This is a genomic window from Candidatus Anaeroferrophillus wilburensis, assembly GCA_016934315.1.
Lineage (GTDB): Bacteria > Desulfobacterota > Anaeroferrophillalia > Anaeroferrophillales > Anaeroferrophillaceae > Anaeroferrophillus > Anaeroferrophillus wilburensis.
In genome coordinates this window covers 52,503-78,801 of the sequence record JAFGSY010000035.1, presented here as the reverse complement: position 1 = coordinate 78,801, position 26,299 = coordinate 52,503, and the positions used below count along the sequence as shown (strand labels likewise).

The following is a 26,299-nucleotide window of genomic DNA, read 5'->3' as shown; positions in this document are numbered from 1 at the left end:
CGTGGCTCACTACCGCCCTCATTTCACCACCCCTGTCCAGCACATTCAAACAGCCGGCACGATTACCAATGAATGCGATAACGCATTAACACAACAACCCCTGAAAAACACTCTGCAAACATTTTCAGGCAAATGACAGGGGATCGATATCAATACTGACCGTTACCTGGCGGGCGCCGGGCAGCCGCCGCAGTTGACCAACCAGCTGGTGCAGGCGGGGCCTCTGGATTCCCTTCAGCAGCAGGTGCCAGCGGAAACGGTTTTTAATCTTCACCACGGAGGCCGGCACCGGACCCATGACCACGATAGACTCGTTCCAGCCGTTGTCCCTTATGTACTTACAGGCCTCATCCCTGATCGAACCCAGCAGAGCAACCACCTGCTGCTGGTCTGCGCCGTGGGCTCGGATCAACACCAGATAGCTGGCCGGCGGCAACTTCAATTCCTGCCGCAGCTGGTATTCCAGGGCAAAAAAGCCCTGGTAATCATGCCGGGCGGCACACTGAATACTGTAGTGGCGCGGCAGGAGAGTTTGAATGAGAACCAGGCCACGCTGATCACCACGACCAGACCGGCCGGCCACCTGAGTAAGCAGCTGGAAGGTGCGCTCGGCCGCCGTAAAATCCGGGAAATTCAGGGAAAGATCGGCAAAAATCACCCCCACCAGATCAACATTGGGAAAGTGAAGTCCCTTGGCCAGCATCTGGGTTCCCAGCAGAATCTGATACTCACCACCGGCAAAGGCATGAATCAGGGCTGCCAGTTGGCCTTTTTTCCGGGTGGTATCTCGGTCCAGCCGGGCAATTTTCACTGCCGGAAAATGGTGTTCGAGGGTTTCGGCCAGTTTCTGGATCCCCACCCCCAAAGGAAAAAGCCGGGGTTTATGACACTGGGGACAAACCTTTGGGGCCGGCAACGTCAGACCGCAATAGTGACAGACCAGACGATCAATCTCTTTGTGGAAAGTCAGACGCACCGAGCAGGAACGGCAGGAGGGCATATGACCGCAGTCCAGGCAGTAAAGCGTGCGGGAAAACCCCCGTTTATTGAGAAACAGCATCACCTGACGACCGGTGTCCAGCACCTGGGTCATCCGCTCCAGCAGCTGGGGGCTGAATCCATCCCAGTCAAACAGCTTCTGTTTACCGGCCCCCAGATCCACCACTTCAACCCGGGGCAGCTGTTTGTCCCCCCCCAACCGCTCTGGAAGCTCCAGGAGCCGATAGCGACCGGAGATGGCACCGTAATAGGTGGTAACCGCCGGGGTTGCCGACCCCATAACCACCGGACAGCCGGTCATCTGAGCCCGCATGAGCGCCAGATCGCGGCCATGATAGGGGAATGCCGACTCCTGCTTATACGATGGTTCGTGCTCCTCATCAACAACAATCAGCCCCAGATTGGTCAACGGCGCAAAAACCGCTGAACGGGCTCCGAGCACCACCCTTGCCGAACCGCTTTTGATCCGCCGCCATTGGTCATAACGCTCGCCGGCACCCAGGGAGCTGTGCAGCACGGCCACCTGATCGCCAAACTCACGGATCATCCGATGCAGCAGCTGGACGGTCAGAGCAATCTCAGGCACCAGGTACAGTGCACCCCGCCCCAGGGACAGGACTTTTTTAATCAGCTTCAGATAAATTTCCGTTTTACCGCTGCCGGTCACCCCATGGAGGAGAAAAGGGGAAAAGGAACCGGTCGTCACCGACGGCACCATCCGCTCATAAAGCTCCTCCTGGGCTTTGGTTAACACAACCACAGGGGGCAATTGCTGATCGCCATCCTGCTCCGCCAAAGTGCGGAACCAGGGGATCTGCCTGGCTGCCACCAGCTCCTGATCTTGCCAGCGACGCAGGGCACCGCTACTGCCGGGGAAAGCCTGAAGAAACTGCCGCCGACTGAAAAAGGGGCTGCCCCCGAGAAATTCAGCCATCAGCTGCCGCTTTTCCGGCCGCATTTTCCCAGACCCTACCTGGGCAAGGAGAACCGTTGACTTGACGATTTCATAAATGGTTTCGGTCCGCTCCCGAGCCAGAGGGGGCAGCAGCTGGATGGCTGACGCCAACCACCCTTGGCGGACACCATTGTTGAGCATGGCGGCAAGCTGTTCTTTTGAACCAGTCAGACCCGCCTCCAGTTCGGCAGCGGACAGCGGTCCTTTCCCCTGCAGAAGGTTCACCACTTGCGCTGCCAGTTCCTGACGGCGGCAATCTCTGCTGACCGGCAGTGGTTTGCCGGTCAGTACATAGTCCCGGCGGGAACGAAACGCCAATCCACCGGGCAGGAGAGCATGGAGTGCCACCCCGAAAGGGGTTTGATAATAGGCAGCCGCCCGGCGGTAAAACGCCAGCTGGGCCGGGGAAAAAAGGGGCTGCTGATCAACAACCGCCGTCAGCGGCAGCAGATTTCCCTGCTGGTTGGCCAGCGGCTGGTCACGCAGGGAAATCAGGTAGCCGCTCACCTGCCGGCCACGGAAAGGCACCAGAACCCGTTTGCCAACCTCAAGCTGCGCCGCCATCCGCACATCCTCCACCATGTAGGTAAAGAGCGTCTCCAAGGGCAGATTCAGGGCAACATCGGCAAACATGAACATTTTATCAACAAACCTTGCAATAATATGATTTATTGGTTATTTTGTATAACGTCACCCGGTCCGCAGGCATGTGAACGTCATCTTTTACGCTGCCATCCAGATTCGGTAGTCTTGCACTGCCGGCATCCTAACAAAATCCCCGGGAAGAAAAAAGGAGAAAACCAACTCATGTCAGAAACCGAACATACCCTGGCGGTCTTTATCGACTTTGAAAATCTTGCCCTGGGATTCAAAGATAAGAAGAAGAACGGCTTCAAGGTGGAAACCATTCTCGCCCGCCTGGTGGAGAAGGGTAAAGTAATTGCTAAAAAAGCCTATGCTGACTGGAGTGCTTACAGCCAGTATAAACAGCATCTCCATGCCGCCGCCATTGAGATGGTGGAGATCCCCAAGCGGGGCATGACCGGCAAAAATTCAGCCGACATCAGACTGTGTGTCGATGCCATGGACATGTCCTACTCCAAGGAGCATATTGACAGCTTCGTCATCGTTTCGGGGGACAGTGATTTTTCCCCTTTGGTCTCCAAGCTCAAGGAAAATGGCAAGCATGTTATCGGCATCGGCATGCGTGAAAGCACCTCACCACTGCTGAGCGACAATTGTGACGAGTTTATCTTCTACGAAGATCTGGTACAAGCCTCTGAGATGACCCCGCCGAAGATTGCCGGCAACATCAGCGATGAGAAACGAACAGCCTTCCAGCTGCTGTTTGATTCCATTACCGCGCTGATGCGGGAAAACAAGGAAATTCTCTGGTCGTCGATGGTCAAGCAAACCATGCAGCGCAAACGGCCCTCCTTTAACGAATCATCTCTAGGCTATCGCTCTTTCAGTGAAATGCTCAAAGATGCGGAAAAGCAGGGCTATCTGCAGGTCAGAAAAGACGCCAAAAGCGGCACCCTGATCGTTGAGGGGTTTGCCAAGTAGCATCCCCCGGGATGCCCGCAGGTCCGGATGAACACGGCATCCCTGCCTGGCATAACCATGAAGATTCAGGCCTCTTTTCCCGATGAGCATGCACCTTTATGCTAACTGGATACAGGAGGTTGAACCATGGACATGGTACCATTGAAGCAGCTGGTCCACTCTCTCGCCAGCCGCTACACTTCCGAACCGCTGACAGTTATCTTCTGGGATGGAGACAAACGGGAGTACGGCCCGGGGGAGGCCGACCAGGCCAATCGCTGCACCCTTCGCTTTCACAACAAAAAAGCCGTCCAGCAGACCTTCTTCCGCGGATCACTCGGCTTTGGCGAAGCCTACATGGCCGGCGATATTGATGTCTTCGGCAACTTGCAGCAGGTAATCAAACTGGGACTGGAACCGGCTTACGAGAGTTGCCAGCTGCCGGGCCTTGCCAGGCTCTCCTCCCTGCGGGGCAGCCTCAGCAACTTCAATTCGGCCAAAGGCGCCCGCCAGGCGATTCCCTTCCATTACGATCGCGGCAATGATTTTTACCAGGAGTGGCTTGATGAAAGCATGACCTACTCCTGCGCCTACTTCAAGGATCCCCACCAGTCATTGGAAAAAGCCCAGGAGGATAAATATGAGCATATATGCCGTAAACTGCAGCTCCAGCCCGGTGACCGGCTGGTGGATATCGGCTGCGGCTGGGGCGGCATGCTGATCTATGCCGCCACCCATTACCGGATTAGTGGCACCGGCTACACGCTCTCCCGTAACCAGCTCGACCATGCCCGCGACTGGGCCCGGCGGGCCGGAGTTGACGACCGGATTACGTTTCACCTGCAGGATTATCGTGACGCCACGGGAACCTATGATAAGGTAGTGTCCATCGGCATGTTTGAACATGTGGGCAGGAAATACTATTCGACTTTTTTTGACCAGGCTAAAAAACTCCTGAAACCCGGGGGGATCGGTCTTTTGCACACAATCGGCAAAAATGACGGCTCTGGCACCGATGCCTGGATAACCACCTACATTTTCCCCGGTGGAGAGCTGCCGCAACTGTATGATATCTGCCGTTTCATGGGAACTGCAGATCTGGACATCCTTGAGGTGGAGAATCTGCGCCGTCATTACCATCTCACCCTTGAGCACTGGATCAAACGCTTTGAGAGCAAACTCCAGCCGATCCGCGCCCTGTTCAAGGAAGACCCCGATGCGGTGGAGCAGTTTATCCGCTGCTGGCGGCTGTATCTCAACGGCAGTTCGGTCAATTTTCTCCATGGCAACCTCAACCTTTACCAGTTGACTTTTACCCGGGGATTGGTTAATGACCTGCCATTGACCCGCAGCCATATCTACCATTAGGAACTATGGGGATATCATCCACGCGTTGAGCCTGGGAATCCGCCCAAAGCAGCAGCCGGTTCTCAACGGTTTCGGCATCAAACAAAATTCTTCTCTGGCGCTTCGTCAGTTCAGCGTTGACGTGGCGTCAGTATGCCAGGATATGAGATACCATGCTGTTGATGATCGACAATTACGATTCCTTTACCTATAATATCGTCCAGTACCTGGGAATCCTTGGGCAGCAGGTCACTGTCTACCGCAACGATGAGCTGACCGTTGCCCGGCTGCTTGAACTGCAGCCGGACCGCCTGGTCATCTCTCCCGGACCCTGCACTCCGAAGGAAGCAGGGATCTCCGTCGCCGCCATCACCGCCTTGGCCGGCAAAATTCCCATTCTCGGCATCTGCCTGGGGCACCAGGCAATCGGCGCGGCTTTTGGCGGCCATGTTGTCCGGGCCGGCCGCGTGATGCATGGCAAAACCTCGTTGATCGGCCACCATGGCAAGGAGCTGTTTGCCGGCATCGACAACCCTTTTGAGGCCACCCGCTACCACTCCCTGGTCATTGAGCGGCATTCGCTGCCATCCTGCCTGGAGATAACCGCATGGGCAACAGATGATCAGGAAATCATGGGTGTCAGACACCGGGAGCTGCCGGTCTGGGGCATTCAGTTTCACCCGGAATCGATCCTGACCAAAGCCGGCATGCAGATCCTGGATAATTTCCTTCACCTGGCACCGTAAGCCACCCTTTGCCAATCATTCAGGAAGCTCATTGCACCTCAATCCCAACCCCCCTATGAACTGATGATTGACACACCGTACATCTTCGACGCAGATGCCCTGCAAGCCCATCTTGGCAGCCGCCTCCCCGGCTGGACACGGCTGATGGAGGTTGCCCACCGCCATTGTCTACCCCTGTTCATTGTCGGCGGCACGGTTCGCAACCTCATCCTGGAGCGACAACTGGCCGATGTTGATCTTGTTTGCCGGCCGCAGGAATTGGCAATCTGGGAAGATCATCTTGCGACGATCATGGACAGTCACTTTTTTACCCTGGGCAAAGATGAGCGGATTACCAGACGCCTGGTCAGCCGGGGGGTGACCTTTGACCTGACCCCCATGGAGGGCAGATCGATTACCGAAGACCTCCGGCGGCGCGACTTTACCATCAATGCCATGGCCTACGGCATCCACGACGACCATTTTCACGATCCCCATGCCGGCTTGCAGGCGCTGGCCGCCAAGAAGATCATCGCGGTTCATGAATCAAGCCTTGACAATGACCCCCTGCGGATTCTGCGGGCGGTGCGTTTCTCCCTGGGCCTGGACTACTGCATTGACCCGGCAACCATTGAGCAGATGCGCAACGGCCGGCAAGGGTTGCTGCAGACTGCCGGGGAGCGGATCGGCAGCGAATTTCATCATATTCTGACCCATGAGCGGGCGACAACCGGGATCCGGCTGCTCAGGGAAACCCGGGCATTGTTCACCCTGTTCCCCTCCCTGTTTCCACTTCAGGGATTGACTCAAAACGAATTTCACCATCGGGACGTTTTGGATCACACCTTTGAAGCCCTGGAACATCTTGACCGACTGACAAAGGCCAATCCATTCTTTGACCTCCCCCTGACCAGTGAACAGACTGTCATCCTCAAGTGGGCCGGCCTGTTCCACGACACCGGCAAAACACTCAGTAAAACTATTGACCCGGACACCGGCAGTATCCATTTCTACGGCCATGAGCGTTTTTCCGCCCATTTTGCCCAGGAAAAACTGGCCACCCTGGGACTTGGGAAAAAAGTGCTCAAACGGATTGTCAGACTGGTTCAGGAACACCTGGCCCCCCTCCTGCTTACCTTATCCGAGGCCAAACCAAAAACCCTGCGCAAACTGGTCTTCACCATGGAGGAGGACCTGCCCCTGCTGCTGCTGCTGGCCGAAGCCGACACCCAGGCCAGCCGGGGGAAAAACTTTGACCAGCGGCAGAAGAAAATGCACCAGTGTCTGCGGCAGTTGCTGACAATCTATGAGCAGGAACGGGAATCATTTATCAAGCCGCTGATTTCCGGCAAAGATCTACTCACCCTGGGGTTGGAACCGGGCCCCCAAATCGGCGTCATGATCCGCGCCGTCCATCAACGGCAGGTGAACGGGGAATGCAGCAGTCGAGAGGCGGCCTTGGACTGGGTGCGGCAGTTGATGGGCAAACCGGAAACAGAGCAAGCCGGCAGCTGAATGCCAAATAATTTTGCCTTGACAAAGGAAAGGCAATGTGATTATGTGCACGTGCTATTTTTGATGGCTTCAAGTGTAGTGGAGGGATTTTGGTGTACACTGCGGTACTGTATAAAATAAACAACCCGCTTTCGAGGGTGGTTTTTGTCAAGTGAAATAGATGAGGGCAACCTCGACACCATGTCGTTGTTGCCCTCTTTTTTTATTCCGGGTATTTCCAAATTTCATTTTAACAGGAGGTAAAAGAGATGGGACTTGATTTCACTAAATTTGATGCGCCGAACCTGGCGGACTGGCAGATTGCTGCCCTGGCCGAAAAGGAACTGATGAAACCGATTCAGCAGGTTGCCGATGAGCTGGGTTTGGTGGGCGACGAACTGATCCCCATGGGTAAGTATGTGGCAAAAGTCGACTACATGAAGGTACTCGAACGCCTTGGTGACCGCCCTGATGGCAAATACATCAATGTTACCGCCATTACCCCGACCCCCCTGGGCGAGGGAAAAACCACCACCAGCATGGGGCTGGTACAGGGCCTTGGGCTGATGGGCAAGAACGTCGTCGGCGCCATCCGCCAGCCTTCCGGTGGCCCGACTTTCAACATCAAGGGCTCAGCTGCCGGTGGCGGCCTGGCCCAGACCATTCCCCTGACACCTTTTTCACTGGGACTCACCGGTGACATCGACAACATCATGAATGCCCACAACCTGATGATGGTCGCCCTGACCTCCAGGATGCAGCATGAACAGAACAACACTGATGAATTCCTCGCCAAAAAGGGGCTCAAACGGCTGGACATTGATCCGAACCGCGTTGAAGTCCGCTGGATTCTCGACTTCTGTGCCCAGGCACTGCGCAACATCGTCATCGGCCTTGGCGGCCGGCTCGACGGCATGGTGATGGAATCCGGTTTTGCCATTGCCGTTTCTTCGGAAATCATGGCAATCCTGGCCGTCGCCAAGGACCTCAAGGACCTGCGCGAACGGATGGGTAAAATCATCGTCGCCTACAGCAAAACCGGCAAACCGGTAACCACCGACGACCTTGATGTCGGCGGCGCCATGACTGCTTGGATGGTCAAAGCCCTCAATCCCAACCTGCTGCAGACCGTTGAAGGCCAGCCGGTCTTCGTCCATGCTGGCCCGTTCGCCAATATTGCCATCGGCCAGTCCTCCATTATTGCCGACCGTATCGGTCTGAAACTGGGTGACTACCTGGTTACCGAATCCGGTTTCGGTGCTGACATTGGTTTCGAAAAATTCTGGAATCTCAAGTGCCGCTTCTCCGGCCTGACCCCGAGCTGCTCCGTTATCGTTGCCACCGTCCGCGCCCTCAAGATGCACGGTGGCGGACCCGAGGTGGTTCCCGGCCGGCCGCTGGCGAAGGAATATGTCGAAGAGAATGTTTCCCTGGTCGACAAGGGCTGCGCCAACCTGCTGGCCCACATTGAAACAGTCAAAAAAGCCGGCGTTACCCCGGTGGTCTGCATCAACGGCTTCTACACCGATACCGACGCTGAAATTGCCGAGATCAGACGGCAGGCTGAAGCCGCCGGCGCCCGCTGTGCGGTGTCCAAACACTGGCAGTATGGCGGTGAAGGCGCTCAGGAGCTGTGTCAGGCAGTTATCGAAGCCTGTGAAGAACCAAGCCAGTTCAAGCTTCTCTACGAAGACAGCACGCCGCTCAAAAAGCGGATCGAACTGCTGGCAACCGAAGTTTATGGTGCCGACGGTGCCTCTTTCAGTGATGAAGCACTGAAAAAGATCGAGATGATCGACAATGATCCCGAACTGTCCAAGCTGGGAACCTGCATGGTGAAAACCCATCTCTCCCTGTCCCATGATCCGACCCTCAAGGGCCGGCCGAAAGGCTTCACCTTCCCGGTTCGCGACGTACTGATCTATCAGGGCGCCGGCTTCTGCGTACCTCTGGGCGGGACAATCAAACTGATGCCTGGGACCGCATCCGATCCGGCGTACCGCCGCATCGATGTTGATGTGGAAACCGGACAGGTAAAAGGCCTGTTCTAACCCGGCAGCACAACTACCCACAACCTGCAGGCGGTTCCATCAAAGAACCGCCTGCAGGTTCCCTTAAAACGAAAAAAGCTGAACTGACCCCTTGGAAAACCACCAGGGAGTCGCTTCAGATTTTTTCGTTTTAAGGAAGGGTCTGATAAAACAATATTTGAACGGAAAATTATATTTTTCTCAATGCCAGCACCTATCCACAAAGTAACATTTCAGCCCGACAATATCACCGTTGACGTTTTTCGCCATGGCGAAAATCTGCTGCGGGTAGCCATGGCGGCCGGGGTCCATATCAATGCGTCCTGTGGTGGCAACGGAGCCTGCGGCAAATGCAAGGTGCTTATTGAAAAGGGCCAGGTAGATGCCAAACAGTCCGCCAAACTCAGTGATGAGCAGTGGGAGAAGAATTACCGCCTCGCCTGCCTGACCAAAGTCATCGAGGATCTGGTGGTCAGCATTCCGCCCGAGTCGCGAATTGACAACTCGGTTCTTAAGCAGAAAACGGGCGGCCAGCGGCATATTCTCAAGGCCCGTGACCTGAACAGCCTGGTCCAGGGGCTGACCATCAATCCCGCCGTATTCAAACTCTACCTGGAACTGCCTGCACCCACCGCCGACGACAATATGAGTGACCTTGGTCGCCTGATGCGCCACATCAAGCAGAGCTACAAGCAGGAAAAAATCTCCACCGATTTCCCGCTGCTGCGGCGGCTCAGCCATCTGCTGCGTGATGCGGACTGGCGGGTGACCGCGACCCTGGTCTACAACCCCAAGGGTCTTAAGCTGATCAATCTGGAGCCAGGCGATACCACCAAGAAAAACTACTCGATCATCATCGATGTCGGCACCACCACCGTCAAGGGCCAGTTGCTCAACCTGGTGGAATGCCGAGTTGTGAACGCAAAATCGCAGGATGAGGATTGTGACGACAACCTGCTGGCGGAAGATGCCAAGTATAACAGCCAGGTCCGTTTCGGCGAAGATGTCATCAGCCGTATTGTCCATTCCCAGAAAAAGGGCGGCTTGGAAGAGTTGCGGTTGTCCATCATCAAGGATCTCAACGAGATCATTAGCAGCCTGCTGCATGCGGCCGGCATCGACCGATCACAGATCTCCCACCTGGTGATGGCCGGCAACACCACCATGACCCAGCTGCTCCTTGGCATTGATCCGAAGTATGTCCGGGAAGATCCTTACGTACCCACCGCTAACTTCTTTCCACCGGCCAGGGTCAGTGATTTCGGCATTGACCTCCCTGAACATGTCCACATGTACACCTTCCCGCTGGTCTCCTCCTATGTGGGCGGCGATATTGTCGCCGGGGTCTTGGGCTCCGGGATTTTTCAGCGTGATGACCTGACGCTGTATATTGACGTCGGCACGAACGGCGAGATCGTCCTGGGAAATTGTGACTGGCTGGTCTGCACCTCCTGCTCAGCTGGGCCGGCCTTCGAGGGCGGCGGGGTAAAAAACGGGATGCGGGCAACCCGGGGAGCCATTGAACAGGTGCGCATCAATCCGGAAACCTTTGAGCCAATGGTCATCACGTTGGGCAACCAGCAGGCGCTGGGCATCTGCGGCTCCGGATTGATCGATGCGGTGGCTGAAATGCTGCTCACCGGCATCATTGAACCTAATGGCAAATTTAAACGCAACTTGGAAACAACGCGGGTTCGGGAAGGGGAAAACGGCTGGGAATATGTCCTGGTCACTGCCGAGCAGGCGGCTGAAGGGATCGGCGACATCGCCATCACCGAAGGCGACCTGGACAACCTGATCCGCACCAAAGGTGCCATCTACGCCGGCTGCCGCATTCTGCTGGAAAGCGTCGGCCTGAGCTTTGCTGAACTTGACCGGGTGATAATCGCTGGCGGCTTCGGCCAGTTCATCAACCTTGAGCGGGCAATTTTTATCGGTCTGCTACCGGAGCTGCCGGCCGATAAATTCATGTTTGTCGGCAACGGGGCACTGCTGGGAGCCCGGCTGGTTTCTTTTTCCCGGGAGATGATGAAGGATGCCCAGCGGGTTTCAGAAATGATGACCAATATTGAATTGGCCAACAATATGAAATTCATGGATGAATATGTCGCGGCCCTGTTTCTGCCGCATACCGACACCAACGCTTTCCCGGAGGTGATGAAAGTGCTGGAAAAGAGCTAGATGAGCCGGGTAAAGCGAACCATTATAACCGTGGAAATAATCAAGAGGTAAGATACAATTATGGGGAAATCAATTGCTGTTGCCGGCAAAGGCGGTACCGGAAAAACCACCCTCACCGGCCTGCTCCTGCGTTATCTGGCAGAAAAAGTGAAGCGGCCCATTCTGGCCGTCGATGCCGATGCCAATGCCAACTTGAGTGAAGTTCTGGGGGTGGAGGTCCCGGGAACCATTGGTGAACTACGGGAGGGAATGAAAACCGAAGTTCCGGCCGGCATGACGAAAGAAGCGTACATGGAATACAACATTCAGAAACTACTGGTGGAAACCGGCACCTATGATCTGCTGGTCATGGGCCTGCCGGAAGGGGCGGGATGCTATTGCTATGCCAACGCCCTGTGCAAAAAGTTTATCGACTTCATGATCAATGAGTATGATTATCTGGTCATGGACAACGAAGCCGGGCTGGAGCACCTGAGCCGCCTGCTGACCAAAGATATCGATGTCCTGCTGGTCATTTCCGACCCGAGCCTGCGGGGCATCCGCACCGCCGGCCGGATCAAGGAACTGATTGACAAGCTGAACCTGAACATCAAGAAACTAGCCCTGATTGTCAATCGTGCTCCCGAGGGTGAAATCTCCCCTGAAGCACGGCAATTGATCGATTCCCTTGGTCTGGAACTGGCCGGCATCATTCCCGACGATCCCCTGATCGCCCAGTTTGACCGCCAGGGAAAGGCAACGGTGGAAGTCCCTGCTGAAGCAGTTTCCTACTGCACTTTAAGGGAAATTATGGAGACAATTTTTCCCTTGTATTTGCAATAAAAATCCACTATAGAATATTTTCCCTGGTGGGCATTATGCAGTATACAATTCCTTGTACGGATAGTGCAAATAACATAAAAGGTTAGAACAACTTTAAGGAAAGGAGAATGAAAACATGGCATTTGCAGCAGTGTCGGAAAAATATTCCGGCAAAATGAGAACATTGGTAATCGGTACCGGTGACAAATCGGTAGCGGTCGGCGGTCAGGCCACTATGCCTTTTTGCGACTTTGATGGTGAGCTCGGTAAGAAACCGCTCATCGCCATGGAAGTCTACGATGTGGTTGACCCCGAATGGCCGGCGGCAGTGGTTGATCCCTTCAAGGATGTGATCAACGATCCGGTTGCCTGGGCCAAAAAGAATGTTGATGAATACGGCGCCAAAATGATCTGCCTCCAGTTGGCGGCCACCGATCCTAACGGGGAAAACAAGGATGCGGCCTACGCTGCCGATCTGGTCAAAAAAGTGGCTGGCGCCATCTCCGTTCCGCTGATGGTTTGGGGCAGCGGCAACGTGGAGAAGGATGCCGAAGTACTGGCCAAAGTCTGCGAAGCATGCGAAGGCATGAATCTGCTGGTGGGCCCGGCAGTGGAAGAGAACTACAAGAAGATTGCCGCCGCCGCCCTGGGATATGGCCACTGCGTGGTTTCCCAGAGCCCCATCGACGTCAATATGGCCAAACAGATGAATATTTTGATCAGCAATTTGGGCCTGCCCCTGGAAAAAATCATTATGGAGCCTTCAACCGGTGCCCTAGGCTACGGCGTAGAGTACTCCTATTCGGTCATGGAAAGGATCTCCCTGGCTGCCCTGTCGCAGAATGACGAGAAGATGCAGTGTCCGATGATCAATGACCTGGGCAAAGAGTGCTGGAAATCCCGGGAAGTGAAACTGACGGTGGAAGAAGAACCGGCGATGGGCCCCGACATGGAGAAACGCGGCGTTCTCTGGGAAGCGATGACTGCCGTTGACATGGCCCTGTGCGGTTCCAACCTGCTGATCATGAGAAACCCCCATGCAGTCAAGTTGGTCGAAGAAGTTTTCACCGAATTAAGCTAGATTTTTCAAACGCTACGCTATAATGGCAGGCAAGAAGCCTGCAGGAGGATGAAAGGATGTCAAAACTTATTATCAGTTCTGCAATCCGCGGTGCCCACGCCGTTGTCGATCGGGTCGAAGGCAAAGTCAATGCCGCCATCGCCAAATTTGGTGCAGATCACGACGTTAAACTGCCCAACACCGGGTATTATCTGCCGGTTATTTATGGCATGACCGGCTACAAAGTGGAAAAACTCGGCGATATGCCGGAAGTCATTAAAATGTGCCGCGACCTGCTGCCGGAAATCCCGGCGGAAAACTGCTGGCTGCCCTATCTTGGCCCAGGCCTGGATGCCGGCATGGCAACCGCTTTTGCCTTCGACGTTGAAGAAGCGCTGAAATATCTGGAAAACTGCCCCTACCTGCCGATGAAGGAAGATCCGGAAGATACCGATCCTGACATCTGGCTGGGTGCGGCTGATGACATCATTCTACGGAAACGCGGCGTTGAGTTCGTTGACGGTTCCGCTCCGGGCTTTGCTGCGGTCGTCGGTGCTGCCAAGGATGTGGAAACTGCGGTTAAAATCGCTAAGGAGCTGCAGGAAAAAAGCATCTACGTGTTCATGGCCGGCTGCAATCCCAACACCGGGATCTCCTTCGCCGAACAGCTGAAGGAAGGCGGCGTCCAGTTGGGTTGGAATACCCGCCTGGTACCTTTCGGTAAAGACACTTCAGCCGCCATTCATGCCCTCGGCTTTGCCACCCGCGCCGCCCTGACCTTCGGCGGCATCAAGCCGGGCGACTTCAAAGGCAACCTGCTCTACAATAAAAACCGGGTTTTCGCCTTTGTCCTGGCTCTGGATGAAGTGGACGATGAAAAATATGCCGCCGCTGCCGGCGCCATCAACTGGGGCTTCCCCACCATTGCCGACACCGACATTCCCGAAGTGTTGCCCACCGGTGTTTGTACCTACGAACACGTGGTTTCCAACATTCCGCAGGAAGAGATTGTTGCCAAGGGTATCGAAGTTCGCGGCCTGAAGATCACCATCACCAAGATCGATATCCCGGTTTCCTACGGTCCGGCCTTCGAGGGTGAGCGGATCAAGAAGGACGCCATGCAGATCGAGTTGGGCGGACCGAAATCTTTCGGTTTTGAATTTGCCTACTCCAAACCGCTGGATGAAGTTGAAGACGGCAAGTTTGAAGTTGTCGGCCCCGATCTGAAAGATGTGGAAGCCGGCGGCCTGCTGCCCATCGGCATCTGGATCGAACTGGCCGGCCGGAAGTTCCAGGAGGACTTTGAGCCGATTCTTGAACGTCAGTGTCACCACCTGCTGAACGGCGCTGAAGGTGTACTGCACATCGGTCAGCGTGACATCGTCTGGATGCGGATTTCCAAGAAAGCTTATGAAGCCGGCTTCACCCTCAAACATTTCGGCACCATTCTGCACGCCAAGATGCACAATGAGTTCGGCGCCATCGTCGACAAGGTCCAGGTAACCATTTATACCGATGCCGATAAAGTGAAGGAACTGCTGGAAGTCGCCCGCAAAACCTGGCATGAACGCGACAACCGCCTGGCTGACATGATCGATGAAACCACTGAAACCTACTATTCCTGTTCACTGTGCCAGTCTTTTGCACCGACCCATGTCTGCGTTGTAACGCCGGAACGGCCGGGGCTGTGCGGCGCCTACAACTGGCTTGACTGCCGGGCCTCCTATGAAATCAACCCCCACGGGCCTAACCAGCCGATCGAAAAGGGCGATGTTGTTGATGAACGCCTCGGCAAATGGAAAGGGGTAGACGAATTTGTCGTACCGGCCTCCGGCAACGCCTTTGAAAGCTTTGCCGCCTACTCCATCATGGAAGACCCCATGACCTCCTGCGGCTGCTTTGAAGCCATCGGTGCCTGCCTGTTCGCTGCCAATGCGATCATGGTGGTCGATCGCGACTACACCGGTGATACCCCCTGCGGCATGGCCTTCTCAACCCTGGCCGGCAGCGTCGGCGGTGGTATGCAGACTCCCGGTTTTGTCGGCATCTCCAAATTCTATATCGGCAGCAAAAAGTTTGTCTCCGCCGAAGGTGGCATTAAGCGCCTGGCATGGCTGCCGAAAGCGCTGAAAGAGCAAATGAAAGATGTTATTGAAAAACGTGGTGAAGAGATTGGGGTACCAAACCTCTACGATATGATCGCCACTGAAGAAAACGCCACTACCGAGGAAGAAGTGATCGCCTTCATGACGGAAGTTGGTCACCCGGCCCTGGAAATGGATCCGTTGATGTAACCTGAAGCACACTGGAGAAGATATACTACCTGGCCTAAGGGAATCCCGTGCAAGTCGGGAGCGGACCCGCCGCTGTGATCGGGGACGAAAACCGTGACAAACCACTGAGCAATTAATGTTTGGGAAGGAACGGCAAGTAGGACGATCCGTCAGCCAGAAGACCTGACCAGGTAGTCAATTTTCCTCATATCTCTTCGCGGTTTTCAAGAGAGTGGGGGGCAGCAAACCAACTATATTACGGAAGGAGATAAGTGAATGGGACTCACTGGAATCCAAATTTTCAAATTGCTCCCCAAAACCAATTGTAAAGAGTGCGGCAGCCCTACCTGTTTGGCTTTTGCCATGCAATTGGCAGGGGGTAAAGCCGAACTGGACAAATGCCCTTATGTTTCCGATGAAGCCAAAGCTCAGCTGAGCGAGGCCTCTGCACCGCCAATCCGCGGCGTGGTTATCGGTACCGGCGACAATGCCATTAAAGTTGGTGAAGAGATGGTCATGTACCGGCATGAAAAAACCTTCATCAATCCCACTGCGATTGCCGTCCTGGTTACCGATACCATGGCTGATGGTGATGTGGATGCTAAAATCAACAACCTCAATACCGTTTCTTTCGAACGCGTTGGCCTGACCCTGGCCCCGAACCTGCTGGCCATTCAGAACACCAGCGGTGATGCCGGCAAGTTTGCCGCCCTGGTTACCAAAGCCATGGGCGCCACGGAAAAAGGCCTGATTCTCTGCAGTGATGATCTTGCTGCCCTGGAAGCCGGTGCCAAGGCTGCCAAAGGCAGAAAAGCACTGCTCTATGCCGCTACCGCTGACAACGCTGACAAGGTTGCCGCCATTGCCATAGAAAACGAAGCGTCCGTGGTTGCCAAAGGCGATTCCCTTGAAGCGGTTTCCAACTTCACCAAGACAATCGTCGATGCCGGAGTCAAAGATATCGTTCTCGATACCGGTGCCACCACCCTCAAGCAGATGTTCGTCGACAACCACCAGGTTCGCCGCTCAGCACTGAAGGCCAAAAATAAAGATCTCGGCTATCCGACCATTAACGTCGTCTGCGCCATGACCGATGATCCCTACAAGGAAGCCCTGTATGCCGCTATCGCGATCGCCAAGTACGGCGGCATCGTGGTCATGAGCGATGTGGACAAGGAACGGATGCTGCCTCTCTTGGTGCAACGCCTCAACATCTACACCGATCCGCAGCGGCCGATGATCATGGACGAAGGGATCTATGAGATCAATAAACCCGGTCCTGATTCACCGGTTATTATCACCACCAACTTTGCCCTTACCTACTTCATCGTCTCAGCTGAAATTGAGGCCAGCCGGGTACCCACTTGGTTGCTGATTATGGATGTTGAAGGGATGTCCGTACTGACCGCCTGGTCAGCCGGCAAATTCGTTGCTGACGCCATGGCGCCCTTTGCGGTGAAATCGGGTATTCGTGACAAGATCAGCCACAACAAAATTATCATTCCCGGTTATGTGGCCCAGCTCTCCGGTGAATTCCAGGAAGAACTCGGCTCCGACTGGGAGGTTATTATCGGCACCCGCGAGGCTTCAGATCTGCCGAAATTCCTTAAAGACATGACTGTCTAGGGTACACACAGGAGCAAGATAGGAGCTGGCAATGCCTGCTCCTATCTTTTTACCCAACCGTACACAATAGAAAATAGTTTTATTTCAGTAAACGGAGGCAAGAAAAAAATGGGAAACGTATTAGCACTTGCTGAAAGCATCAATATCATGTCAAAAACCATCGGGCCGGCGATCAAGGAACGTGATCCCAAACCGGTGCAGAAAATGGCCATTGAGCAGGAAGAGGCCGGAGCAGATTATCAGGATCTGAACCTCGGGCCGGCACGCAAAGCCGGCGATGAGATGATGGCCTGGCTGGTAAAAACCGTTGAAGAAGTATCCAAACTTCCTCTGGCCCTGGATAGCACCAATCATCAGGCCATCATTGCCGGCCTGAAAGCTTCCAGAAGCCCGCAGACCTGCATTGTTAACTCCATCACCGCCCAGACTGACAGCCTTGAAACCCGGATGCCCATCGTCAAAGAGTACGGCTGTGATTTTGTCGCCCTGACTCTCAGCGAAGAAGGCATTCCCCGGGATGTCAATGAACGCGGCATGTGTGCAGCGGAAATTTACAATAAGGCATTGGAATATGACATTCCGGCGGAAAAAATGTGGATTGACCCCATCGTCCTGCCGGTCTGTGTTGATCCGGGCCAGGTGGCCTCTTTCCTTGAATTCCTGCCCTTGATCCCCGATTTCGCCCCCGGTGCCAAATCAACCTGCGGCCTCTCCAACATCTCCAACGGGACGCCTAATGAACTGCGCCATTTCCTCAATCGCGGTTATCAGGCAATGCATAAATATCTGGGCATCTACTCCTCCATCGTTGATGCCTATGACGCAGAGATGATTGCTTTGTGCCACGGTCAGATTCCGGCAGTAGATGAACTGACCAGGAAATTGATGGAAGGTGAGGATGTTGATGAGAAATCCTTGGGTGTTGAGCTCCAAGTCTATTACCGCAGTATCAAGTGCTGCAACGGAGATATTCTCTATTCTCACTCGTGGATCGAAGACCTGGTGGACAAATATAATCCCAACTGGTACAAATAAACAGCCAGGCTGCCCAACAAGAGCATAAAAAAAGCCGCACGTTTTACGTGCGGCTTTTTTTATGCCACCACCTTGAACACAACGTTCAATTTTGGCGTATCACCTCTAGGCCTCTACCAGCTGTTGCTCTTTTATCCAACGGGAAATAGCACGTTTATTAAAGCGCCAGAATTTACTCACTTTATAGCCTGGCAGGATACCTTTTCTAGCCATATAATTGACATTATCAGGACTGGTGTCAAGGAGCTTGGCGACCTCGACACTGTCAATTTCCCGATCTGACCTCACAATCTTCATCAGACCTCACCTCCTCACCAAAAACCGCTTTTGCAGCATCACTGGATTACCACTCGACAACCCTAGACATTGTTTAGTGGACTATTAAAATAAATATAGTTTCTGATCATTCCTCTGTCAATGGGAACCAGAAAAAAAAAGCCACTGGGTCATCTCCCCATGGCTTTTTCTACTGATTATGAACTGATAGTGGTGGAGCTGAACGGGATCGAACCGTCGACCTCTTGACTGCCAGTCAAGCGCTCTCCCAGCTGAGCTACAGCCCCACAATAGCACCTTATTTATTGGAAAAAAGTACCTACCACATAGATCTCCAGTTTGTCAACAGATATTTCCCCCTTTGGGATCAACACTCAGCCCCTTTGCGCGTACGATGGCACATACTCCCGATGGAAGGTATTTATTCCTCAAGGACTCCCGGCGCTATGGCAATATCAGCCTCCTGACGCAAATAGGTGTAAAAGTTGTTCAGTGCTTGGAACTCCCGGTAGCGATGCAACTGAGAGGCTAAATCCTCCCGCAGCGCCGCCGCTTCGGTTTCACTTTCAGTCGTTTTTCGTTCCTCCAGCTGAGCCAGAAAAACCATGTCCTGATAGACAAGCGGTTCAGGATACAGAGGTCTTTCGGGATAAAGGGCAAACAATCTTTTGCTCAGCTGCTGGTCAACACCGATGGTGGGAATAAACCCTCTTCCCCTGGGGAAGAGGCCGGTATGATCAACCGTCAGTTTGGCCTGCCCGGCAACCTCTTCCAGCCCTACGCCGTCGCCTGCCCGAGCGAGGATATCGGCCGCCAGATTCTTCACCTTCACCCTGGCCATTGCCAGCCGGTATGCATGTTCAACTTCATCTTTTACCTGGGTCAATTCGGGCAGAAAACTTTCCTGCTTGCCGGATACTAAAAAAAAGTAGCTTTTATTAAGGGTATTTTCCACCCTAGCGGTTGAGCCAACCGGCGTCGCAAAAACTTTTGCCGCCAGGAGAACAACATTACCAATCCCGGCAATCGGCTCATTCTGGGCAAAGAACTCGCTTTCCATCGCCGTCAGGCCAAAAGAAGCAAGCTTTGCCATAAACTGGTCCGGCTCCACATCCTTCATCTGGCTGGCAAGGTTGTCAATCTTTCGGGAAACCAGCGTCGGCAGACGTTCATCAATGATCTTTGCCTCAATCTCACCCCGCACCTCCTCCAGGCTCCTGGTATGGGCTGCCTGGCGTTCATCAACTTGAACCAAATGATAGCCAAACATGGTCCGTACCGGCTTACGGGTATACTCGCCTGCCTGCAGGCGGAAAGCAGCATCTTCAAAGGGCTTCACCATCGCTCCCCGGGCAAACCAGCCAAGATCACCACCACGGGGAGCCGAGGGTCCTTGGGAATATTCCTTGGCAAGCTCAGCAAAGGTTTCCTTCCCCGACTGCAGCCTGCCGACCAGTTCCAGTGCCTGGGCATGGGCCTTATCCCAGGCATCCTGAGGATCTTCCGCTGCCACCTTCAGGAGGATATGGCGTGCTTTGACCTTTTCCGGCACCATAAAATCACCACGGTGTTCATTGTAATAAGCGGCAATTTCCCCGTCATCAAGATGAATCTCCCGCCGCTCCACGGCATGATCCAGGGTTACCACCCTGATCTGTCGTTTTTCAGGGACCCTGAAGGTTTCCCGATTCTCGGTAAAATAGTTTTGCAGCTCAGCAGCATCTAGGGCGGCATCAGAAAGATACTGCTCCGGCTTCAACTTCACCAGCATCAAGGAAATCTTTTCCTGCTGCTGCAGATACTGCTGTTCAATCTCGAAGGGGGCGGTTTTAGCTCCTGAACGGATCAGATTGCTGATCTTGTCAATCAGCAGATCATCCCGCAAACTGGTTTCAAACTCGGCCGGAGTTAAACGGTTGTAGCTCAGCAGCTGTTGGTAGAGTTGTTGGTCGAAAAGACCGTTATTCTGAAAAGCAGCCATGGTGGCAATACGTCCGCGAAGCTCATCGTCACTCACCTGCAGTTTGTAGCGACTGGCAAAGTCGAGCATCAACTGTCGATCAACCAGACTGTTCAGGGTCTGCTCTTTCAACCGCAGCTGAGCTGCCAACTCGGCGTTAAACTGATCCTTATACTGTTCCTGGTAACGCTGTACCAGCCGTTGGTATGCCTTGCCAAAGTCATTGTGCGTAATAACCGAACCATTGACCGAAGCCACCATATTCTGCTTTTTTGTTTTCATGCTGCCGACCCCCCAAAAGCAGAAGACCACGATAATAACAAAAAAAACCAGCTTAACAATCCATGATTTGGCATTTCTTCTCATATACCGTAACATATCGTCTCATTACCTCTATCTTTGATTTATCGCTTTTCGCCTGACAGCGTTATGCAGTGACAATCGCCAACCGTGATGAACTCATGGCAACCGGTACATCCTTTCGAACACCGGCTGACACCTCAACAGCCCCAAACCCAAGGCATGCAAAACCTGAGGCATGCGGCATACACACACGTACACTGCAGTAGCTCTGGTTGCAGCTTAACAAGAAAGATGGATTGTTACAAAACCATCAACCTTGGGTTATAGGAAATCCGCAATGAAAATGCAAGGTTTTTACGTCTTATTAGGGGGCTAAATGCCGCCAGCGCCTTTATCCAGCAGGGGAGATGACTAGAAAGGGCGGTACGGCATAAAATCCAGCGGCAAAGCAGCGAAAAATTCGCTGAAATACAACCCGCACACGGCAATGCCTTGACGAAAATTGCTGCGTACAGAACTCGGAGGACTGCCAGCTCCGGACCTGTCTGTTAACGCATCACCAGGTTCAACCCGGAATAATCGTCGTAGGAGCGGCGCAAAGGGTTGTCGGGAGAAAAATAAAGCTGCAGGCGTGGCGGAGAGTCCCCGGAAACAGCAAGAATAGTCGACGACGTGGTCCCATACTCGTCGAGGGAGACATTAAATCCCTGGGGGGGGATATGTTCCTGGGGCAGAGCGGTGCGCAACGTTTGCCGAAACACCGCCATCATCGTCTCGGCATTGACAGGATCACGGCAAAGATGGGCAAAAGTTCCCCGGGCCATCCGGCTCTTGATCGCCTTGTCCTCTTCCAGGACACCGTTGCCAACAAAGTGAAATCCGGCAGCAAGGCCTATCTCATACGGTCGGGGGAAATTGGTGTAGAGAAAAGCACCCTGCGACCCCATGACCAGAAGATTAAAGGGATTATACGCCTGCAGATTGATCGTCGACAATAGTTTCCGGACCTCATCAAGAGAGGCAGCTTGAATAAGATCGCGCACCAGATGCCCCCGGGATATTTTTGTTTCATCAGCCGGTTTATCAATCCACCGATTGGTGAGACAAATGACCAGGCCGGCTTGGTTGCAGGCCCACCAGCTTCCTCCGGACTCAAGATCAAGCGGCGCAATCCATCGCTGCCGGCTGCCGTTGGAAAAAACTCGCGGCGGCAGGGCAGTACGGCTCAATGCTTCATCCCGGTTATTGCCGATAATGATGGGCCATTCTTCATCGACCCGATAGGCCAGCAAAATCGTGCACATATTCTCTTTATGTCACCTTGGTAGAAAACATTATAGTTGTCAGCGGCGGCTAGCTCTCAGCGACTGCTGCCACCGGCAGCTGTCTTTCCACGAAAGCTCTCCATGCCCAGGCGCCGCAACCAGGGCACCAGCACTATCCAGGAAAAGAAGCTGATACCGGGACGGCTGGGAAAAATCCTCTTCCATGGCCAGGCAAAGGCATTCCCCCAGCTCTTCCCCGCCGGCCCTCACCAGACAAAGAAAAGCCGGCCCTGAACCACTGAGAAATGTTGCCAGGGAACCATGGGCATAACTGAGTTCGATCATTGGCTGAAGATAGGGCAGTAACTGCTGGCGATAGGGTTGATGCAAAGCATCCCTGGCTGCCTCTGGAAGAACGCTCAGATCACCAAGCAGCAAGGCGGTAACCAGCAGGGCTGCCCGGGCAATATTATCCCTGGCATCACCGATGGGAACGGTGACCGGCAGCACCGCCCTGGCCCTACTGGTGGCCAGCTGCAGGCTGGGAATAATAACCAGTGCCTGCAGGGAAGGCATAACCGGATAGCTCCGATAGCACAAGCTATCACCGGCGAGGGTAATGGTGAACCCCCCCAACAGGGCAGGAGTTACATTATCACCATGGCCTTCCAGCTCGACAGCCAGTGAAAGGATATCATCCAAGGAAGGAAACTGCTCGGTTACCAGGGCAGCACTCAGCAGCGCGGCAATAACACAGGCACCGCTGCTGCCGAGGCCACGTTTGAGGGGAATGGCATTGTGAAGCGCAATATCGTAATAGGAGCGTCTAGGGCTGTCAGCAAACCTTGCCAAACCCCGGTGATAGGCGGCAAGAAAAAGATTGTCAGCGGGAATCGGCTGCGATGGGTGAAAGCCTTCACCGGCAAAAGAAACATGATCGCGGGAAGATAAGGAACGACGGAGTCTGACCGTCAAATAGAGTGGCAGTGAGAGACCGAAAGAATCAAAACCCGGGCCTAGATTGGATGTTGACCCTGGGATTTTGAGCAAAAACTCATCCATGACACCCCTCTCAGCCAAACATCTCCTTCACCTTGCCAAAAAAACTTTTATGCTCCGGCTGGGTTTCCTCACCACTTTCCCTGGCAAAAGCCTCCAGCAGCTCCCGTTGTTGGCTGGTAAGGTTGGTGGGGGTTTCCAGCACCACCTGAATAATCTGGTCCCCGCGGCCATAGGCCTGCAGGTGGGGGACACCCTGACCTTTCAAATGGTAGAGATGACCGGACTGAGTTCCCGGAGCAATGGTCAGCCTCTGCTTGCCATCCAGGGTGGGAACCTCAATGTCGGCCCCCAGAGCCGCCTGCGTGAAACTGATGGGTACCCGACAGATGATATCGTTCCCTTCACGAACGAAAATCGGGTGCTCTTTGACCTGGATAACCACATAAAGATCGCCCGGAGGTCCGCCCTTGATCCCGGCACTACCCTCACCCACCAGTTTGAGTCGGGATCCCGACTCAACGCCGGCGGGAATCTTCACTGAAAGGTTTTTCTCGCCGGCAACCCGGCCGCTGCCTTTGCAATTCTGACAGGGATTTTTTGTAATGGTTCCCTCCCCATGACAGGTGGGACATGTCTGGTTGATGCTGAAAAAACCCTGCTGAAAACGGACCTGACCCCGGCCATGGCAGGTTTCACAAACCTCCGGTGAACTGCCAGCCTCCATGCCAGAACCGCCGCACACCGAACAGGGAACCTGTCGTGGAACCCGGATTTTGGCCTCAGTGCCAAATACGGCTTCTTCAAATTCAATATCCAGGGTATAGCGAAGGTTTTCTCCCGACCGGCCGCCTCCGCGGGTCCGCCCCCCCTGCGATCCACCAAAGACCTCACCGAACAGATCGCTGAAAATATCGCCAAAATTACCAAAACCGGAAGCCCCGTCAAATCCACCAAAACCGGAACCATTGCCGCTTACCCCGGCATGGCCGAACTGGTCATAAGCGGCCCTTTTCTGGGAATCTGAAAGCACCTCATAGGCATGGGTCAACTCTTTGAACTGCTCTTCCGCCGCTTTGTCACCAGGATTTTTATCAGGGTGAAACTGGAAAGCCAGTTTACGGTATGCCTTTTTAATTTCAAGGTCAGAGGCATTGCGATGAACCTGCAGCACCTCATAAAAATCTCGTTTCAACATGGAGTCTCCAGCTGACAGCGATCATCAACGGTAGATGGTTGACCATATAGGGCAGATGCACACCCTCGGTGCACACCATGGCAGCTACCGATCAATCCTGGTGCTATAAATATGAAAGGATAACAGCAAAAAAACTGCCGCCTGTCATGGTGACAGGCGGTTCACCAAGCTCACCTGGTGACAGGCCATAATCGGACAGCATGTTTTCCAACCATGGCCTGTCACAAACAAGAATCTTATTTACTATCATCCACCTCTTCGAAATCAGCATCAACAACGTCATCGTCACCACCGGCATCCCCGGCTCCGGAAGCCGGCCCTTCCTGATGACCCTCAGCAGCAGATTGGGCATACATGGCTTCAGCCAGCTTATAGGACGCCTGGGTCAGAGCTTCCATGGCTGAGCTGATCGCCGCAGTATCAGAACCATCTTTGACCGATTTCAATTGATTCAGTGCTGACTCGATATTGCCCCGATCTTCGGCCGATACCTTGTCCCCCACCTCCTTGAGTGACTTCTCCGTCGTATAGGCCAGGGTATCCGCCTGATTGCGAAGGTCGATCAATTCCCGCTTTTTGCGGTCTTCATCGGCATGGGCCTCAGCATCTTTGACCATTTTATCAATCTCTTCATCGGTCAAGCCGCTGGACGCCTTGATCTCCACCGACTGTTCCTTGCCGGTGGCTTTATCTTTTGCAGAAACATGGACAATGCCGTTGGCATCAATATCAAAGGTCACCTCAATCTGAGGCACCCCACGCGGCGCCGGCGGGATGCCCACCAGGTCAAATTTTGCCAGCGTCTTATTATCCGCCGCCATTTCCCGCTCACCTTGGAGCACCAGGATGCTGACTGCCGTCTGGCTGTCAGCAGCAGTGGTAAAAACCTGGCTCTTCTTGGTGGGGATGGTGGTATTCTTTTCTATCAGTTTGGTACAAACTCCGCCAAGGGTTTCAATGCCCAGCGACAGAGGGGTCACGTCCAGCAACAGCACATCCTTGACATCACCCTTCAGGACCCCACCTTGAATCGCCGCACCGATGGAAACCACCTCATCAGGGTTAACCCCCTTGCTGGGTTCCTTACCAAATACCTCTTTGACCTTTTTCTGTACCAACGGCATCCTGGTCATACCGCCAACCAGAATGACCTCCCGGATGTCTGCGGCGGAAACACCGGCATCTTTCAGGGCCATCCGGCACGGTTCCACCACCCGGTTTACCAGGTCTTCGACCAGCCCTTCAAGTGTTGCCCGGCTCAGCTTGATATTCATATGTTTCGGGCCGCTGGCATCAGCGGTAATAAAAGGCAGATTGATATCGGTTTCCATGGAGCTGGAGAGTTCACACTTGGCTTTTTCAGCGGCTTCCTTCAGCCGCTGCAGGGCCATTTTATCGTTGCGCAGGTCAATTCCTTCCGTTTTACGGAACTGTTCAGCGATATAATCAAGTACCCGCTCGTCAAAATCTTCGCCGCCAAGGAAGGTATCGCCATTGGTCGCCTTCACCTCGAAGACCCCGTCGCCCAGTTCCAGCACCGAAATATCAAAGGTACCACCACCCAGATCGAAAACAGCAATTTTGCCCTCCGCCTTTTTATCTTCGCCATAAGCCAGTGATGCAGCTGTCGGCTCATTGATAATCCGCAGAACGTTCAGACCGGATATTTTTCCGGCATCCTTGGTTGCCTGCCGCTGGCTGTCATTAAAGTAGGCAGGCACAGTGATCACCGCATCGGTCACCGTCTCCCCCAGGTAATCTTCTGCTGTCTGCTTCATTTTCTGCAGGATCATGGCTGAAACTTCCGCCGGGCTGTAATCCTTCCCCTGGATCTTGACCCAGGCATCGCCGTTACTGGCCTTCACGATGGAAAACGGCACCTTCTTCACCATCTGCTGCACTTCGGGAGCATCATATTTACGCCCAATCAGCCGTTTAACGGCAAAGATTGTCTGCTCTGGATTCGTCACCGCCTGTCTTTTAGCCAACTGTCCCACCAGCCGCTCACCGGCCGCACTAAAGGCAACCATCGAGGGCGTCGTGCGACTTCCTTCGGCATTGGTAATGACTTTTGATTCTCCCCCCTCCATGACACTGACACAGGAGTTGGTGGTTCCCAGATCGATACCTATTACTTTTCCCATTGAATCCTCCTCGCTGTACTGGGACAGCACTTAAACACTCATTGACTACACTCTATTATTTTTTTATGCACAAAACAACCAGC

Annotated in this window: 18 protein-coding genes, 1 tRNA gene and 1 riboswitch; of the genes, 11 read left to right on the top strand and 8 right to left on the bottom strand. The window is 54.0% G+C overall.

Translation table 11 applies throughout. The annotated features are described in order from the left end of the window. Window positions 1-124: 124 nt before the first annotated feature. Window positions 125-2,593 (bottom strand): primosomal protein N', encoded by a 2,469-nt coding sequence (priA, locus tag JXO50_09250; protein MBN2333276.1) that lies wholly within the window; start codon window positions 2,591-2,593, stop codon window positions 125-127. Window positions 2,594-2,761: 168 nt separating this feature from the next. Here priA and JXO50_09245 point away from each other — a divergent pair, with 168 nt between their 5' ends. From JXO50_09245 to JXO50_09195, 11 genes are all read left to right on the top strand, one after another. Further along, complete coding sequence (locus JXO50_09245; GenBank protein ID MBN2333275.1) at window positions 2,762-3,520, top strand: NYN domain-containing protein; 759 nt, start codon at window positions 2,762-2,764, stop codon at window positions 3,518-3,520. Between the two features lie 126 nt (window positions 3,521-3,646). Then, window positions 3,647-4,867, top strand: coding sequence for a class I SAM-dependent methyltransferase (locus JXO50_09240; protein MBN2333274.1), 1,221 nt, complete (start codon window positions 3,647-3,649; stop codon window positions 4,865-4,867). Between the two features lie 152 nt (window positions 4,868-5,019). After that, entirely contained in the window at window positions 5,020-5,592 is a 573-nt protein-coding gene (locus JXO50_09235) for an aminodeoxychorismate/anthranilate synthase component II (GenBank protein ID MBN2333273.1), read from the top strand. A 63-nt stretch (window positions 5,593-5,655) separates the two neighbouring features. Then, window positions 5,656-7,086 (top strand): CCA tRNA nucleotidyltransferase, encoded by a 1,431-nt coding sequence (locus tag JXO50_09230; GenBank protein MBN2333272.1) that lies wholly within the window; start codon window positions 5,656-5,658, stop codon window positions 7,084-7,086. Window positions 7,087-7,334: 248 nt separating this feature from the next. Beyond that, complete coding sequence (locus JXO50_09225) at window positions 7,335-9,116, top strand: formate--tetrahydrofolate ligase (protein ID MBN2333271.1); 1,782 nt, start codon at window positions 7,335-7,337, stop codon at window positions 9,114-9,116. A gap of 183 nt (window positions 9,117-9,299) precedes the next feature. After that, window positions 9,300-11,276, top strand: a complete 1,977-nt coding sequence (locus JXO50_09220) for a DUF4445 domain-containing protein (GenBank protein MBN2333270.1) — start codon at window positions 9,300-9,302, stop codon at window positions 11,274-11,276. 60 nt (window positions 11,277-11,336) lie between these two features. Continuing rightward, window positions 11,337-12,098 (top strand): AAA family ATPase, encoded by a 762-nt coding sequence (locus tag JXO50_09215; protein ID MBN2333269.1) that lies wholly within the window; start codon window positions 11,337-11,339, stop codon window positions 12,096-12,098. Window positions 12,099-12,213: 115 nt separating this feature from the next. Beyond that, window positions 12,214-13,158: an acetyl-CoA decarbonylase/synthase complex subunit delta gene (locus tag JXO50_09210; GenBank protein ID MBN2333268.1), complete on the top strand. Its 945-nt coding sequence runs from the start codon at window positions 12,214-12,216 to the stop codon at window positions 13,156-13,158. 56 nt (window positions 13,159-13,214) lie between these two features. After that, window positions 13,215-15,431: a CO dehydrogenase/CO-methylating acetyl-CoA synthase complex subunit beta gene (cdhC, locus tag JXO50_09205; protein ID MBN2333267.1), complete on the top strand. Its 2,217-nt coding sequence runs from the start codon at window positions 13,215-13,217 to the stop codon at window positions 15,429-15,431. Further along, window positions 15,427-15,617: riboswitch (cobalamin riboswitch) on the top strand. (Overlaps the previous gene by 5 nt.) 69 nt (window positions 15,618-15,686) lie before the next feature. After that, window positions 15,687-17,036, top strand: coding sequence for an acetyl-CoA decarbonylase/synthase complex subunit gamma (locus JXO50_09200; protein ID MBN2333266.1), 1,350 nt, complete (start codon window positions 15,687-15,689; stop codon window positions 17,034-17,036). 147 nt (window positions 17,037-17,183) lie between these two features. Beyond that, window positions 17,184-18,071 (top strand): dihydropteroate synthase, encoded by an 888-nt coding sequence (locus tag JXO50_09195; protein MBN2333265.1) that lies wholly within the window; start codon window positions 17,184-17,186, stop codon window positions 18,069-18,071. A gap of 105 nt (window positions 18,072-18,176) precedes the next feature. Here the strand turns inward: JXO50_09195 and JXO50_09190 are convergent, their stop codons facing one another. The 7 genes from JXO50_09190 to dnaK all read right to left on the bottom strand — a co-directional run bounded on the left by JXO50_09190 (window position 18,177) and on the right by dnaK (window position 26,216). Next, window positions 18,177-18,368, bottom strand: coding sequence for a helix-turn-helix domain-containing protein (locus JXO50_09190; protein ID MBN2333264.1), 192 nt, complete (start codon window positions 18,366-18,368; stop codon window positions 18,177-18,179). A gap of 190 nt (window positions 18,369-18,558) precedes the next feature. Then, window positions 18,559-18,634 (bottom strand) — tRNA-Ala (locus tag JXO50_09185). 134 nt (window positions 18,635-18,768) lie between these two features. Further along, the gene (locus JXO50_09180; GenBank protein ID MBN2333263.1) at window positions 18,769-20,685 is read right to left on the bottom strand and encodes a SurA N-terminal domain-containing protein; all 1,917 of its coding nucleotides are present in this window, start codon (window positions 20,683-20,685) and stop codon (window positions 18,769-18,771) included. Between the two features lie 473 nt (window positions 20,686-21,158). After that, the gene (locus JXO50_09175) at window positions 21,159-21,914 is read right to left on the bottom strand and encodes an NRDE family protein (protein MBN2333262.1); all 756 of its coding nucleotides are present in this window, start codon (window positions 21,912-21,914) and stop codon (window positions 21,159-21,161) included. Window positions 21,915-21,953: 39 nt separating this feature from the next. Beyond that, on the bottom strand, window positions 21,954-22,955 hold the full coding sequence (gene thrB / locus JXO50_09170; protein ID MBN2333261.1) for a homoserine kinase: 1,002 nt from the start codon (window positions 22,953-22,955) through the stop codon (window positions 21,954-21,956). Beyond that, a complete protein-coding gene (gene dnaJ / locus JXO50_09165) occupies window positions 22,948-24,072 on the bottom strand; it encodes a molecular chaperone DnaJ (protein ID MBN2333260.1) in 1,125 nt (374 codons plus the stop codon). The genes thrB and dnaJ overlap by 8 nt, the downstream gene beginning before the upstream one ends. Before the next feature lie 236 nt (window positions 24,073-24,308). After that, complete coding sequence (gene dnaK, locus JXO50_09160) at window positions 24,309-26,216, bottom strand: molecular chaperone DnaK (protein ID MBN2333259.1); 1,908 nt, start codon at window positions 26,214-26,216, stop codon at window positions 24,309-24,311. Window positions 26,217-26,299: the final 83 nt, after the last annotated feature.